Genomic DNA, 15,969 nt, shown 5'->3' on the forward strand with positions numbered 1-15,969 from the left:
GGTAAAGAAGCTCTTTTATAATCTTATTATTAAAGCACTCTAATTATGCCTTTTTATCTAAAAAGAGCTGAATACGTTTATCCTAACTTTCAATAAACATCTCCAACTCTTTTTCATTTTAATTATTCACTAAATAATGGTGTAGATAAATAACGTTCACCTGTATCTGGTAATAAAACAACTATTGTCTTACCTTGATTTTCTGGGCGTTTTGCTAGCTCAGTAGCTGCATAAACAGCTGCTCCTGATGAAATCCCAATAAGAATGCCTTCTGTTCTTGCCACTTCTCTACCTACTGTAAAAGCATCTTCGTTTTTAACTTTAATAATTTCATCGTATACACCTGTGTTGAGTACCTCTGGTACAAAGCCAGCCCCTATGCCTTGAATCTTATGTGGTCCTGGTTTACCTCCTGAAAGTACTGGTGAGTCAGCAGGCTCTACTGCTACTATTTTAATATTAGGATTTTTTTCTTTTAAATACTGTCCTACGCCTGTAATAGTACCGCCTGTTCCTACACCAGCAACAAAAATATCTACTTTTCCTTCTGTATCTTCCCAAATTTCTGGGCCTGTTGTATGAATATGTGCTGTTGGATTAGCTGGATTTACAAATTGACCTGGTATAAAGCTATTAGGAATAGTTTTAGAAAGTTCTTCAGCTTTTTCTATAGCGCCTTTCATTCCCTTTGCACCTTCTGTCAGAACAATTTCTGCCCCATAAGCTTTTAATAAATTACGTCTTTCTATACTCATTGTTTCTGGCATAGTTAAGATTGCTCTATAGCCTCTAGCTGCTGCTACGGCAGCAAGACCAATACCTGTATTACCACTTGTTGGTTCAATAATAACTGAATCTGATGTCAAAATCCCTTTTGATTCTGCATCTTCAATCATTGCTTTGGCTACACGGTCTTTTACACTACCTGCTGGATTAAAATATTCTAGTTTTGCTAATATCTGAGCTGGTAAATCATGATTTCTATTATAATTAACAAGTTCAAGTAAAGGTGTTCCCCCAATAAGTTCAGTTAAACCTTTATAAATTTTTGCCATATCAATCACTCCTTATAAAATAATCTATTTTCATTTATCTTATAAAACATATCTGTTTACTATGCTAATAATATATGCCTCTCACTCTAAATTGTCAATCTATTTTAAAAAATTATTTTTATTATTGTTATTATTTTTTTTATGCTCTATACTATATTTAAGCAAAACATATTGGTTTACTAGGTATTGGAGGATTATCTATGCGTATTTCATCTAAAGGCCGTTATGGTTTAGCAGCTATGCTTGCACTTGCACAAGTTTCTACCTCTGGTGAATGTATAACCATACTCACCATTTCTGAAAAACTCGGTCTTTCAAAAATTTATCTTGAACAAGTTTTCTCTCTACTTAAACGCGCTCATTTAGTCATCTCTATTAAAGGTGCTCAAGGTGGCTATCAATTAGCACACCCTCTAGAAGAGATCACTGTTGCTCAAATTCTTCAAGCTATCGAAACAAATTTATTCGAAAAAACTGAAAGCTCTGTGACAGATGATGCTATTGAAAAAACAATGAATCATTTTGTATGGCAAACTCTTGATGATTCCATCTATACTACACTTAATACGATTACTCTTGCCACGCTCAAAGAAGAATTAGCTAAATATAATCCTGAAGAAAGTTATATGTTTTATATTTAAAAATATCACAAAAAAAGTAAGAAGCTACTGCATCTAGACAGTAGCTTCTTACTTTTTATCATTTTAAAGAGATTAATAAATCTTCTATATCAAACTTAAATTTTTACTGACTCAATGACACATTCATATAGTCTTGCTCTAAGTTTCTCCTCTTCAACTTATTAATAACATAAATATAAGCTGGTATTAAGAATAAATCTGCCATAATCCAAGCCACTGGACTAGCAAAACATGCTGCCGTATATCCAAACATTGGCACAAATACAAAACCAACTACACTACGAGCAATCATTTCACATACACCTGCTAAAATAGCTAAATTTCCAAATCCCATACCTTGAATAGTGAATCTTACAATATTCACAAGCGCTAATGGGAAGAAAAATGTACTTGTGCATTTAAGTAATAATGCTGCATCCCTTATAATGTCTACTTCTGATCCATCGACAAACATTAGGGATAATTGCTCTCCAAAAATAAATAATACGACGCAAGAAACAATTGAATACAAGAGCGCAATTAAACTACATGCTTTTAAACCATCTGTTACTCTATCAAATTTTCCAGCACCTACATTTTGCCCCGAATAAGTTGCCATAGTCGCCCCCATCGCATCAAATGGACAACAAAATAGCATATTAATCTTGTTACCTGCTGTTATTGCCGCTACAGCCATAGAACCTAATGAATTAACAGCTGTTTGTAAAATAACACTACCAATAGCAGTAATAGAATATTGAAGTCCCATAGGTATACCCATCATACATAACCCACGCATATATCCCCATTTTGGTTGCCACTCTTCCTTATTTATCTTAAGAATAGTAAACTTTTTATAAATATATATAAGGCATAAAATACCAGAAATACCTTGTGAAATAACTGTTGCCCATGCAGCCCCAGCAACACCCATATCTAATACTAAAATAGCAACCAAATCTAGTATAATATTCAATAAAGAGGATATCACAAGGAAATAGAGCGGAGTCTTACTATCTCCAAGAGACCTTAGTATCCCTGCCAATAAATTATATAAGTAAATAACAGGTATCCCTAAAAAGATAACAAAAATATAATCATATGCCCCTTCAAAAATATCACTTGGTGTATCCATCCATCCTAATATCTTACGGCATAATACACATACAATTACTGTTGTTACCAGTGAAAATACAACCGATAGCCATGCACTATTTGCTACATACTTCCTTACTGAGGATTCATCCCCTGCTCCAAACGCCTGTGCTACTGGAATAGCAAATCCATTACATACACCCATGCAAAAACCAATAATCATAAAGTTAATAGAACCTGTTCCACCTACTGCTGCTAATGCCTTTGCACCCAAAAATCTTCCAACTATCATTGTATCAACCATACTATAAAACTGTTGGAATAACATACCTAGTAATAGGGGCATAAAGAAGCTAGCGATTAACTTCATCGGAGAACCTACTGTCATATTTTTTATGTTTTCTTTCATTCTTACTCTCCCTCTATTTTCAATTCGTTCTCTATTCTATACCCCTTTTCATTAATAAATCAATGTATTTTCTTATACCATATTTATACTTATTTATCATTTTCTCTAAGAATAATAAACTTTATTGATTTAAAGAATATATGTACAGATAGGTTATAAGATAAAACAAAAAAAGACATACAAATCTCTATACGATATTAACTTTGTAATACCATATACATTTGTATGTCTCTATACTCATCTTTTTACAAAATCTATGTTTAGATTGATAAATCTATCTTAAATTACTCTTTTTGCACCTATGTATGGCTTACCAGATCCATCTAACGAGCTGATAATAATGCCTGTACTACTTGTATTAGCATGAACAATTTTGCCACTACCTATATAAATCGCTACATGTGATACTGAACCATTGTAGCCATAGAAAACTAAGTCACCTTTTTGCAATTCACTCTTGCTTACTTGATAGCCATCATTCTCATATTGCGAACGTGATGTACGTGAAATACTAATACCATGTCTTTTCATAATTTGTTGTGTAAATCCTGAGCAGTCTACACCAGTACTTAAGCTATTCCCCCCATAAACATATGGGTTACCAACAAACTGCTTAGCATCTTCTACAATGGTACTGCCTAAGCTCATGCCTGAAGTCGCAACTGTTTCTTTTTCACTTGTACTTCCACTATTACTTTGATTATTACTACTTGTACCTGTAGCTTCTTGTACCTTTTGAGCTGGTACAACACGTTTTACTTCTGCCATAGTCTTCGTTTTAATTTCTTTCATAAACTTAGACTCTACGTATTCTTGACTAATAAAGCCTTCTCTTCCATCATGAATAACTTTACACCATCCATCTACTACGTATTCAATAACAACTTTTTCACCTTTACTTAAAGTGTCAAACACACTTGAACCTGTTACTGAAGGATAATCACGAAGCCTAACGCCTTGTCCTATTATTGTTCCTTGGGCTTCTTCTATAGATACGTATTCTGCAAAAACATAAGCTGTTTTCCCACTACTTGTCTTAATCTCTAGCCATGCATCATTTGCGCGTCCAATAATGTCTACTTCATCTCTTTGATCTAGTTGACCTATGTTAGTAGCTTTTGAATCAGGCTGTTGTCTCATATTAAGTGTAGCAACATTAACTTTTCCATATGCTTGAGCAAATACAAAAGTTGGCATAAACATTGCTGATACGACTACAATGAACATGAGTAATGGTTTTTTCAGCTGCATTTCTACTTCCTCCGTGTTTTTCATAATTTATTAACTAATTATTACAAAACTATTATAAGAAAAAAGAAATACGCTGTCAACAATATACACATGATTAATTATTTTATCATGATATTATTTATATGAAATACCTAATGCAAGGTTTTGTCGCTTGATAAAGTATGCCATTTCATATATATCTACAGGATTCGTCTCATATACACAAAACTTAGGGTTAATATACTCTACGATTTGCTTTGCAATTTCATGATCAAAGGGTTGATGAGGATCTAACTTTTGTATATGTTGTTTTAAAACACGCATTTTAAGTTGTGGTGTCTTAGCTTCTCTATACCTTTCAACTAAGTAACTGCGGTCTTGTTGCATATAATGTTTAGGAAGTGTCTTATTTAAGTGCACACCATAGATAAACTCTTTAAGTTCTCCTAGGTTTTGCACCACTTCTTTCACATAAGTATAACAAGCTTTTTCATTACCTATTTTAAGATTGGTTAAAATCAAATGAGAGATATCCATAAGCAAACCTTTTTGTCCATACTTCACACCGTCTAAAAGTTTTTTAGTTACCTGTTTATCAAGATAAGTAAGTCCTGGCCACCAAAGATTTTCGAATAATAACATAGGCCCTTCTTCATCCGCTGGAAAGACTGCATTTATAAGTTCAATTGTAGCATCTACGATTTCATCATCTGTGTAATCAAATTGCCAAGTAAATGAATCCTCCATACAAATATGACTTACATGGAATACCATATACTTAGCCCCAAGAGCTTTTGCTCTTGCATATTGTGCTTTGTAGCACTCTATCATTACTTCTTTACTTGCCCCACCATAATAATCTAACATAGCTTGGTGACCACCTAGTAAGCCTTCTACCTTAGCTGTATCGCCTCTCCAAAAGTCTAACCACATTGGGTAAAAACTTAAGTGTACACCTTTTACAACACCTTCTGGAATTTTATTGATATCATAGTCCATGGTAAGTCCAAGCTCTATACCCTCCATATGATGTTTCTCACTAAATGCTTTAATTTTATCCCAATCATCATTGAACCATTCAATATATTTGGGTGTTGTAGAAATATGAAATAATCTTTCCATTTGATCCTCTTTCTAAGCCTATTGTTTAATGTCCTATTTTAATTTATAACTTGTTGCTGGTTTTGCTGCCTTGATGAGTTCTCTAAGCTTTGCTACAGTTTCAGAATCCATATTATGCTTTGGTAAAAGTTGTGCTTGTACAGGATCTACAAAAAATCTGAAGTCTTTGCCTGTTTCTACAATTCTTACATAAGTATCCCAAGATACTGTATCTTCTAGTTCACCTACTTTAAGGTAAATATTCTCTTTAGAAAATACATACTCTGTTGTACCTGAAAACACTGGTGATTGCATCTGAGATGCTGTTATATTCCATATTTTAAAAGGTTTCCCGATTAAAAGGAGAGCTGCAGCAATAATCCATATAATATTATCTGCAAAAAATAAATCTATACGTCCAGTATTTTGGGTAAATTGATACCCTATCCATCCTAGGATACCTAATCCTATTACAACAAGTATTTTGCTAAACCATGTACGGTAACCTACCCATACGTTATAGCGCCATACGTCACTAATTTTCATTTTAATCTTCACTGTAAGTTCATTCGTTTCTGTCATTTTCACACCTCTTTACATTGTTAATATCTCCGATTCATCTTTTATCTTTTGTTTAAGACATAACCTGACTTTGTAATGCTAATTGGTACAAGTTATAGTAAATGCCCTTATTACTTAATAGGGTTTGATGGTTCCCCATCTCTCTTATTTTACCTTTATGTAACACAATAATATTATCAGCATGTTGGATTGTAGACAAGCGGTGAGCTACCATTAATGTTGTACGACCTTCCATCATCTTATAAAGTGCATCTTGAATTAAGCTTTCTGTCTCTGTATCAATATTAGCTGTGGCCTCATCTAAAATAAAGATTTTAGGGTTATAAGCAACTGCCCTAGCAAAGGAAATGAGCTGACGTTGTCCTGTAGAGAGGCTCGCCCCTCTTTCTAATACTTTTTCATTGTATTTTTGTGGTAATCTCTCAATAAATTCATGAGCATTAACAAGCTTACTTGCCTTTTCAATCGTTTCCTGGGAAATAGTGTCGTTTCCTAAGCGAATATTGCTTTTTACATCTCCAGTAAACATAAATACATCTTGAAGTACTTGTCCTACTTGACTTCTTAAAGAAGCAATATCATATTCTTTAATATCTCTACCATCTATTAAAATTTGCCCTTTTTGAATGTCATAATAACGGCAAATTAGACTCAGAATAGATGTTTTACCTGCTCCTGTTGCACCTACAAAGGCTACCTTTTGTCCTGCTTCAATCGTGAAAGAAACATCTTTTAAGATCCACTCTTCTTCCTCATAAGCAAACCAAACATTTTTAAACTCTATAGAGCCATTAAACCCTTTTTCAATCTTATAAGTTCCATTATTAATTTCATTCTCTTCATCTAAAATTGTAAAGATTTTCTCTGCTGAAGCAAGTGCTGATTGAAGTACACTGAAGTTCTCTGCTAATTGTTCAATAGGTCCAAAGAAATCTTTTGTATAAGAAACCATAATAATTAATGCACCTACGCTCATAGCACCTTTAAGTACACTATTTCCACCTACTAAAAGGACAAGACCCACGCCAACTGTTGAAAGAACGAAAATAAATGGTCTAAAGAGCATGAATGCTGTCATTTCTCTCATGCCTGCTTTATATAACTTTGTATTAATAGATTTCATTTGTTTAACTTTAGCATCTTCTCTTGTGAAGATTTGTATAATACGCATACCTGAAATATGCTCTGATAAAAATGTATTCATTTGTGTTAGGCGATTACGTACATCTCTATATGCGATTCTTGAGAAGTATTTGTAAACAAAGGTTGCGCCTACTACTAATGGAATGAGTGCAAACACCCAAAGGGCTGTTCTTACATCTGTAGCAAGCATCATGACCATAACCCCTAATAGGAACAATACTTGTTTGAGTAAGTTTACAAGTACACTTGTGTACATTTCATTTAAAGTTTCTGTATCATTTGTTACACGTGTTACCAGTTTACCTATTGGATTTTGATGATAGAATCTATCTGGTAAATAAAGCATTTTTTCATAAATTTCATGGCGCACTGCTAAAATAATCTTCTGTCCAATATATTGTAAGATCATTGCTTGTAAATATAAAAATCCAAAGCTTATAACAAGAACAAGTAAGAAGAGTATTGCAAGCCTACCTAACTCTGGTAGATTAAGACTTCTTAATACTTTCAACTCCTCTTTTAAAAGTACACGTCCTTCATAAGTATTCCCATTTAATTCTAGACTTACACCCTCTGTTTGGATGGTTAATGCTTGACTATAATCTTCCGGTGTCATACCTTCTAATGCTTTGCTATCTTCTAGCTTCATCTCATCAATCCAGTAATATACATTTTTATACTGAATCATCTGATGTACAGTATCTACTACATCATTTGCTTGTAGCTGTCTTATATTCTCCCCTTCAAAAGTTACAGTACCTTCTGAGTCTGTTACAGCGATATAAGGTGTCTTATAACCTTCTGTAAATAAGTCTACAGCATTTCCTATAAGCACAGGCTTAGCTAAATCAGCCACTGTACTTATAAGCATTAAGGCCAGTACAACAAAGAACCAACCTTTGTATGGTTTTGCATAAGCTAATAAACGTCTAATAAGTCTACTATCTTGTGTTTTCATTCTCATATCCCCCCTATGCCTCACTAATCTCTTCTTCAAGTTGTTGTTTTCTATACATTTCTGCATAAATTCCATCAACTGCAAGTAGACTTTCGTGGTCTCCATATTCAGCAATATGGCCATTTTCAAGTACCACGATATGTTCTGCATGACGTACTGTTGAAATACGATGGGCAATAATAATGTTCGTTTTATCCTGCCTTACTTCTTTTAGATTATTTAAGATAAGCTCCTCTGTCTTTGTATCTACTGCAGATAAAGAGTCATCTAGAATCAAGATTGGTGTATCTAAAATAAGTGCCCTTGCAATAGATACTCTTTGTTTTTGACCTCCAGAAAGTGTTGTTCCTCTTTCTCCTACTACTGTCTCATATTGATGTGGGAAGTCGATAATATTTTTATGTACATCTGCCTTCTTGGCTGCTTCTTCTACTGTCTCACGAGATATATGATCTACACCAAATCCAATATTGTTCATAATTGTATCACTAAATAAGAAGTTATCTTGTGGTACATATCCTATTTGTTTTCTGACATCTTGTATTTTTGCATCCATAATATCTGTTTCATCTAAGAAGATGCTTCCCTCTGGTGCATTATAAATTCTAAGAAGTAAATTAACTAATGTTGACTTCCCACTTCCTGTTCGTCCAAGTACAGCTAACGTTTCACCTGGTTTAACTTCTAAGCATATATCTTTTAAACCTGGTTGATTGTTATCTGGGAAATTAAAGTTAAGATGATTAATGCGAATATGTCCCTCTAACTTAGGTAATACCTCTGCATCTTCTCTATCTTGAACCTGACTTGTTTCGCTTAACACTTCATCTATTCTTTTTACAGATGCCATGCCTTGAGCAAAAGTATTAATCCCCATAGCGATAGCTTGCATTGGCCAACTTAGCATTAAAATATATTGATTGAAAGCTACAAATTCACCTATTGTAATCTCATTAATCATAGTCAAATAACCACCATATCCTATTGAGATTAATAAACTTGAACCTACTAAAAAGATAACAAGTGGATTAAGAAATGCTGATAGTTTTGCAAGTTTTAAGTTCTTTGTATAATTATCTTCTGCTATTTCATCAAAGTCTTGTAAGTCATAGTACTCTTGTACAAAAGACTTAATAACTTTAATCCCGGAAAAGGACTCTTGTACTTTATCGGATAGAAGAGCAAAGGCTTCTTGTTTTTGTTTAAAACGCTTTTTTATAATTCTTCCAAAATAGTAACTTGAAAGAGCAATAAGTGGCATCGGTAAAATTGCAACCAAAGTAAGCTTAAGGTCTATAGCAAATGCCATTTGCCCAATAACCATAACTGTCATAATAACAGCATCAAATATAGTAATAACACCAGGTCCTACCATCATACGAATAGCATTTAAGTCGTTAGTTGCATATGCCATTAAATTTCCTGTTTTATGTTCATTAAAATATTGACTATCTAGTGTTACCCATTTTTCAAATAAGTCTTCCCTAACATCTCTTTCTACTTTTCTAGCTGACCCAATGATACAATAACGCCATCCTATACGGCATAATCCCATAATCACGGCTACACCTATAAGGAGCATGACCATTTGTAGTATGCCCTCTGATGTCATACTTCCATCTTTAATTCCATCTGTAACACTACCTGTTATCTTTGGAATAAAGAGTTGCATATAGTCTACCGCTAATAAAACCATTATGCCTATTAAATACAACCATTTATACTTATTAATATATTTCTTTAGTACGTCTTGACTATTCATCTTTTACCTCCCTATAAACCCAAATACTAAAAGCTATTATCTATACAAATTTAGGGACTGTTACAACCTATGTCATAACAGTCCCGATTTATCTCATGACTAACATCTGTAAAAAATCTGTCTATTTAGTGAGCTGCATATACTGTACAATAAGCTCATCTAAACTCTGACTTAAATGAATAATATCTTCATCATCTTGCCCATCTTCGTAAGTCCCCAACATATCATTCAGCTCTTGTCTTGCCTCTTCTATTTGCCTTACGATTTCGTGCCTTAGCATATGTCCCTCCTATTAAGGTAATGCCCGTAGTATGTTTCAAAATCTCTCCCAATATTCCTTTGAAACATATTTTATCTAGAAATATACTATTGAAGAGTTGTACCTACTAAGGCTGCTCCAATAATACCTGCATCATTACCTAAAATAGCTGCTCTAACTGGATTTCTAAGTTCAAGCCCTGGACACATCTGCGCCTGTGCATATTTTGTAACAGGTACTGTTAAGTTCTCACCTTGTGCACTCATACCACCACCAAGTACAACTACACCTGGTTGTAACATATAAGCAAGGTTAGCTACACCATATGCTACATATTTGAAGTATTGATCAAGTACTTCATTTGCTACCACATCACCTGCTTGTGCTGCATCAAATACAATTTTAGCTGTCATGCCCTCTAAGTTTCCTTCTACCATAGTTGCAAGAAGAGAACCTGGATTAGCTGTTGCCGCTACCTTTGCATCATTGATAAGTGCTGTTGCAGAAGCATATTGTTCCCAACATCCTTTACGACCACAGCCACATGGACGACCATTTAACTCAAGAACATGGTGACCAATTTCACCACCACCGCAAAAAGCACCACTATATACTTTACCGCCGATGATGATCCCACCACCAACACCTGTACCTAATGTTACAACAACTACATCTTTCTCACCTTTAGCTGCACCACAAATAGCTTCTGCTAAAGCTGCACAGTTTGCATCGTTTTCTACATACACATTAAGGTTAATATACTTTTGAATTTCTTCTCTTACATTTACCTCATTGAAGTTTAAGTTACTTGCATAGTGAATAATCCCTTCAACTGGAGAAGCAATTCCTGGGCTTCCAATACCAATTGAGTGTACATCAGATTCTGTAAGACCATGTTTATTCATAATCTGTCTACATACATCTGCCATGTCTTTAAGTACTGCCTCTGATGAACGTTCTCTTCCTGTAGGAATAACAATTTTATCAATAATTTGATATTCATCATTTACTAATCCTACTTTAATTGTTGTCCCACCTAAATCTACACCAATATAATACATCCCTAATCCTCCATCAAGCTTTAATTATTAAAATTATTTTGTAAGTTATTCATAACACGTTCATTAAGTGCTTCTGCTGCATTATATCCCATTTTCTTTTGTCTAAAGTTAATTGCTGCAGTTTCACAAATAATAGCTAAATTTCTACCTGGTCTAATTGGAATTGAGTGACTTACTACATTAATTCCTAATATATCGATATACTCATTTGTTAAACCTAATCGATCATATTGCTTCTTCTGATCCCAATTTTCTAATTTAACAATAAGGTCAATATTTTTCATTTCTTTAACTGAACCTACACCAAAAATTTGTTTAACATCTACGATACCAATACCACGTACTTCTATAAAGTGGCGAATAACCTCTGGTGCTGAACCAAGTAAAGTGGTTCCTGAAACACGTTTAATTTCTACAGCGTCATCTGCTACTAGACGATGTCCCCTTCTTACAAGTTCTAGGGCTGTTTCACTCTTACCAATACCACTTTCTCCTGTAATCAGTACACCTTCTCCATAGATATCTACAAGTACACCATGCATAGAAATACGAGGTGCTAACTCTACGTGTAGCCATCTATTCACTTCTGCTAAGAAGCTAGTTGTAGACATATTGGTCTTAAATAATGGGATGCCACTTTTTTCAGCATACTCAACCATTTCTGGGAATGGCTCTATTTCTTCTCTACAAAATACAATACAAGGAATTTCTGTATAGCTCATAAGACGTTCTACACACTTTTTCCTCTCATCTTCTGGCATTTGTTCCATGTAGGTATGTTCTACTTTACCAATGATTTGTAATCTTGTTGGATCGAAATAGTCAAAGAACCCTGCTAACTGAAGAGCTGGTCTATTAACATCTGAGTCCTTTATTTGTCTATTTTCATACTCAATATTTGGTGTTAAAGGCTCTAGCTTAAAATGTTCAATCAATTTACTTACTTTTACAGAATACATGCCTTTACTCCTTTTTTCTGTTTTTTTACACTATATTACATTATATCATCTATCTTTTATGGAAAAAAGTATAAATATTCATTGCTACATCTTTTGTAATCCCTGGTACCGATTCTATCTCTTCTACAGATGCCTGTCTTAAAAGCTCCACACTTTTAAAGTGATTCATCAAGTATTTTTTACGTTCCTTACCTACCCCCTTAATATCATCTAGGACAGATTGAACTTGTGCTTTACTTCTAAGTTTCTTATGGTACTCAATAGCAAATCGGTGTACCTCATCTTGGATACGGGTAATAAGCTTGAAGCCTTCTGTAGTGGGTTTTAATAATATCTCTTCATTTTGGTACAATAACCCTCTTGTCCTATGTTTATCATCCTTAACCATACCACATACTGGAATATTGAGTTTATATTTATCCAATATTTTCTCTGCTACACCGACTTGCCCTTTTCCACCATCCATTAAAATTAGATCTGGCATTTTGGTAAAACTATCTTCTTCGCCTTTTTGGACAAGCCTTGCAATTCTTCTATCTAGTACCTCTTCCATACTTCCATAATCATTAGGGCCTTGTATACTTTTAATCTTAAATTTACGATAGTCACTACGTTTAGGCTTACCTTTTTCAAAGACAACCATACCACCTACAGATTCAATCCCTTGTGTATTAGAAATATCATACGCTTCTATACGATTAAGCTGTATATTAAACCCAAGAGCTTCTTGTATTTCACTCAATGCCCCTTGGGTTCTTGCTTCTTGACGCCTAATCTCATCGCCAAATTGACTTAAAGTAATATAGGCATTCTTACTTGCTAGTTCTAATAGATTATGCTTTGTCCCTTTTTGTGGGAGAATTAAACTGACTTTACTTCCCTTATGCATGGTTAAATATTCTTCAACAACTTGTTGATCCTCTGGCATTTTCTCTACTAGAATTTGCTTTGGAATAAATGTTGCCTCTGAATAAAATTGCACAATGAAATCACTAAAGATTTGCTCTATGTCCTCTCCTTGTGTGTCATTGATTAAGAAGTGCTCTCGACCAATGAGCTTACCTTGTCGTACAAAGTAAATCTGCATTAATGTATCTTTTTCACTTCTTGCAAAAGCAATAACATCTTGGTCTTCCATACTGCTATTACTTGCAGTTTGCTTTTGTTCTATCTTTTTAATAGCAGTAAGTTGGTCTCTTAAGAGTGCTGCTTTTTCAAACTCTAAGTTCATAGACGCTTCTTCCATACTTTTTTCAAGACGTTTAATAATATCTTGATATTTCCCTCCTAAGAAAGATACCACTTCTTCTATAATTGCCTTATAGTCTGTTTCGTTAATTTCAGCAATACATGGTCCACTACATTGTCCAATATGATAATTCAAACAAGCACGTTCCTTATTAATATCTCTAGGGAGTACCCTTGTACACGTACGAAGTGGCCACGTCTTCTTAATAAACTCTACCATTTCCCACATAGCATTGGAATCTGTATAAGGCCCAAAATATTTAGCACCATCTTTTTTCATCTTCCTTACTACTGTTACCCTTGGAAAGACATTATGAATATCTACTCTTATATAAGGATAATGTTTATCATCTTTCAACCTTATATTATATTTAGGGTTATATCTTTTAATTAAATTACATTCTAAAACCAAAGCTTCTAGCTCGGATGTCGTTACAATATATTCAAAACTCTTAATCTGTTCTACTAATCTAATAGTTTTTATAGAATGATTTTTTGACTGTTGAAAATACTGTTTTACACGATTTTTAAGACTAACAGCTTTGCCTACATAAATTATTTGATCCAGTTCATTCTTCATCAGATAAACACCTGGTGAACCTGGTAACTTTTTGAGTTCTTCTTTTATATCAAACATAGCGTTACTCCTTTTTTCTTCTCTTATTCAAGTATAAACTACTTTTAATGGTTTATATATACTAATTTTTACCAGAATATTCTTCTCATTACTTTAAATACTATTTATAGACTTTAATTTTAGGAGGACTTCATATGTCTATTAAAAACTTTTGCCTTAAAACCTTATGTATTGGTGTTATTGCAAGCCAATCTCTCACTCTTTTTGCAAGCGCTCCAAAAGTAGACCTTAATAATCCCCTTGCTATTAATTATGTATTAGAACAATTAGAAGATAAACTTGAAAAAAACTACGATAAACAATTTAAAGTAGATTGGGATTTTGATATTCTCTTTAGTAATGGCCGTGTTATCATTGCTATAGAATATGATAAAGAAGATGCTAAGGCCTTCAAACAAATTTCTAAAGCTGACCTTGAAAAACTTCTTACTTCTATTATATCTGAGATTCAAACAAATCTAGGTACTACTACTATTCCTATTGAAGGTATAATTAAAGAAGATGATGCAAAACAACCTACCTATACTTTCATGTTTAAAAATGGAAAATTAGACATCAAATAATACTTTATTACAATTTCATTAATTTTCCAGAGTTAAATTGAATTTTCGCCTCCTATTGAGTATACTTATGTTTAACAGCTTGTATTTAAACTATGTATACTTAAAGGAGGTTATTATATGAGCAAAAAAATGAAAAAAGCATTAGCATTAGGTTGTGCTATGGCTATTGGAACAGGTGCATTTTCTACAAGTGCAGCAAACCTTACAAAAAATGTAAAAGCAGTTTATAACAATATTAAAGTTACATACGATGGTAGTTTCCAAACTCCTCAATATGAACCATTCATGATCGATGGTACTGTTTATGTATCTCTTCGTGATGCTGGTCAAATGACTAATAACAATGTAGGTTGGGATAGTTCAAATAAAACTGTTCAAATTTCTTCAAAAACACCTTCTACATCTGTAACAGAACAAGAGCTTGCAAATAAAAACTTAGAAATTGCTACTCTTAAAAACCAATTAGCAGCAGCTGAGAAAAAAGTTGCATACTATGAACAACAAGAAGAAGATAAAAAAGAAGAAGAAGCTAAAAAACCAGACTTATCAGCATCAGGCATCAAAAAGATGATTTCTCTTCTTGAAGATGACTATGAAGATAAACACAATGTAGAGTGGAGCTTTGGCCTTACTTACGATAGTAAAAAAGAAGTATTAAACTTAACTGTATCTTACAGTAGTAAAGTAGATAAAACAGACTTTAATCGTATTTCAAGTACTAAACTTACTACAATGTTAGAAGATATCTGTGAAGATATCCAAAAGAATTTAGGTACTGTTGAAATTGCTGGTACTCTTGAAGACGATTACCAAGATGAAACAATTGGTTCATTCTCTTATTCAACAAAGGGTAGATTTAACTACAATACAGAAATCAGTAATGCTTCATTAAAACACATGGAAGAAGATATTCTTGATTTAGTAGAACTTCCAGCTATCAATTCTGGTCTCATGACAGACGTAAAAGTAAAAATCATTGATGCTGAAGTTGAATTAGTAGATGGTGTTGTAATCTTCAACATTTTCACTGACCTTCCAGTAGCTAAAAAAGATAGCTGGAATGATTTTGCAAGCAATGCAAATCGTTTAGAAAAACGTGTTCTTGAAAACTTCATAACTGATATCATTGAAGATTTCAAAAAAGAATATGGTGGTTCTGAATACTCAGGTATAATTTCTACAGCTACAGAACGTATGATTGTTAAATACGAAGATAGTGAATTAACATTATATTCTTATAGATAAATAAAAAATAGGTGTTGTACTTAGTACAACACCTATTTTTAT

14 protein-coding genes are annotated in these 15,969 nt (G+C 33.6%); 3 read left to right on the top strand and 11 right to left on the bottom strand.

What is annotated here, in order from left to right; all coding sequences use genetic code 11:
• Positions 1-122 precede the first annotated feature (122 nt).
• Complete coding sequence (gene cysK, locus PBV87_RS22275) at positions 123-1,055, bottom strand: cysteine synthase A (RefSeq protein ID WP_053982692.1); 933 nt, start codon at positions 1,053-1,055, stop codon at positions 123-125.
• Positions 1,056-1,255: 200 nt separating this feature from the next.
• On the opposite strand from cysK, the gene PBV87_RS22280 reads away from it, so the two are divergent.
• Positions 1,256-1,696: an RrF2 family transcriptional regulator gene (locus PBV87_RS22280; RefSeq protein ID WP_271013795.1), complete on the top strand. Its 441-nt coding sequence runs from the start codon at positions 1,256-1,258 to the stop codon at positions 1,694-1,696.
• 103 nt (positions 1,697-1,799) lie between these two features.
• On the opposite strand, the gene PBV87_RS22285 is transcribed toward PBV87_RS22280, so the two are convergent.
• The 10 genes from PBV87_RS22285 to uvrC form a co-directional block, all read right to left on the bottom strand.
• Complete coding sequence (locus PBV87_RS22285) at positions 1,800-3,179, bottom strand: MATE family efflux transporter (protein WP_271013796.1); 1,380 nt, start codon at positions 3,177-3,179, stop codon at positions 1,800-1,802.
• Between the two features lie 279 nt (positions 3,180-3,458).
• The gene (locus tag PBV87_RS22290; protein ID WP_053982695.1) at positions 3,459-4,430 is read right to left on the bottom strand and encodes a C40 family peptidase; all 972 of its coding nucleotides are present in this window, start codon (positions 4,428-4,430) and stop codon (positions 3,459-3,461) included.
• Positions 4,431-4,544: 114 nt separating this feature from the next.
• Complete coding sequence (locus PBV87_RS22295; protein ID WP_053982696.1) at positions 4,545-5,531, bottom strand: apurinic/apyrimidinic endonuclease family protein; 987 nt, start codon at positions 5,529-5,531, stop codon at positions 4,545-4,547.
• A gap of 33 nt (positions 5,532-5,564) precedes the next feature.
• Positions 5,565-6,092: a YcxB family protein gene (locus PBV87_RS22300; protein WP_271013797.1), complete on the bottom strand. Its 528-nt coding sequence runs from the start codon at positions 6,090-6,092 to the stop codon at positions 5,565-5,567.
• 52 nt (positions 6,093-6,144) lie between these two features.
• The gene (locus PBV87_RS22305; RefSeq protein ID WP_271013798.1) at positions 6,145-8,193 is read right to left on the bottom strand and encodes an ABC transporter ATP-binding protein; all 2,049 of its coding nucleotides are present in this window, start codon (positions 8,191-8,193) and stop codon (positions 6,145-6,147) included.
• Between the two features lie 13 nt (positions 8,194-8,206).
• A complete protein-coding gene (locus PBV87_RS22310) occupies positions 8,207-9,955 on the bottom strand; it encodes an ABC transporter ATP-binding protein (RefSeq protein ID WP_053982699.1) in 1,749 nt (582 codons plus the stop codon).
• Between the two features lie 121 nt (positions 9,956-10,076).
• Complete coding sequence (locus PBV87_RS22315) at positions 10,077-10,235, bottom strand: aspartyl-phosphate phosphatase Spo0E family protein (RefSeq protein WP_082238540.1); 159 nt, start codon at positions 10,233-10,235, stop codon at positions 10,077-10,079.
• A gap of 86 nt (positions 10,236-10,321) precedes the next feature.
• Positions 10,322-11,275, bottom strand: coding sequence for an ROK family protein (locus tag PBV87_RS22320; RefSeq protein WP_053982700.1), 954 nt, complete (start codon positions 11,273-11,275; stop codon positions 10,322-10,324).
• A gap of 20 nt (positions 11,276-11,295) precedes the next feature.
• Positions 11,296-12,234: an HPr(Ser) kinase/phosphatase gene (gene hprK / locus PBV87_RS22325; RefSeq protein ID WP_053982701.1), complete on the bottom strand. Its 939-nt coding sequence runs from the start codon at positions 12,232-12,234 to the stop codon at positions 11,296-11,298.
• Between the two features lie 49 nt (positions 12,235-12,283).
• Positions 12,284-14,119 (bottom strand): excinuclease ABC subunit UvrC, encoded by a 1,836-nt coding sequence (uvrC, locus tag PBV87_RS22330; RefSeq protein ID WP_271013799.1) that lies wholly within the window; start codon positions 14,117-14,119, stop codon positions 12,284-12,286.
• Positions 14,120-14,253: 134 nt separating this feature from the next.
• Here uvrC and PBV87_RS22335 point away from each other — a divergent pair, with 134 nt between their 5' ends.
• Both PBV87_RS22335 and PBV87_RS22340 read left to right on the top strand, forming a co-directional pair.
• Positions 14,254-14,682 (top strand): hypothetical protein, encoded by a 429-nt coding sequence (locus tag PBV87_RS22335; RefSeq protein WP_271013800.1) that lies wholly within the window; start codon positions 14,254-14,256, stop codon positions 14,680-14,682.
• 117 nt (positions 14,683-14,799) lie between these two features.
• Positions 14,800-15,927 carry a stalk domain-containing protein gene (locus PBV87_RS22340; protein WP_271013801.1) on the top strand — a complete coding sequence of 376 codons (1,128 nt, stop codon included), beginning with the start codon at positions 14,800-14,802 and terminating at the stop codon, positions 15,925-15,927.
• The last annotated feature ends 42 nt before the right edge of the window (positions 15,928-15,969 follow it).

Source organism: Holtiella tumoricola, assembly GCF_027857615.1.
Classification (GTDB): Bacteria; Bacillota; Clostridia; order Lachnospirales; family Cellulosilyticaceae; genus Holtiella; species Holtiella tumoricola.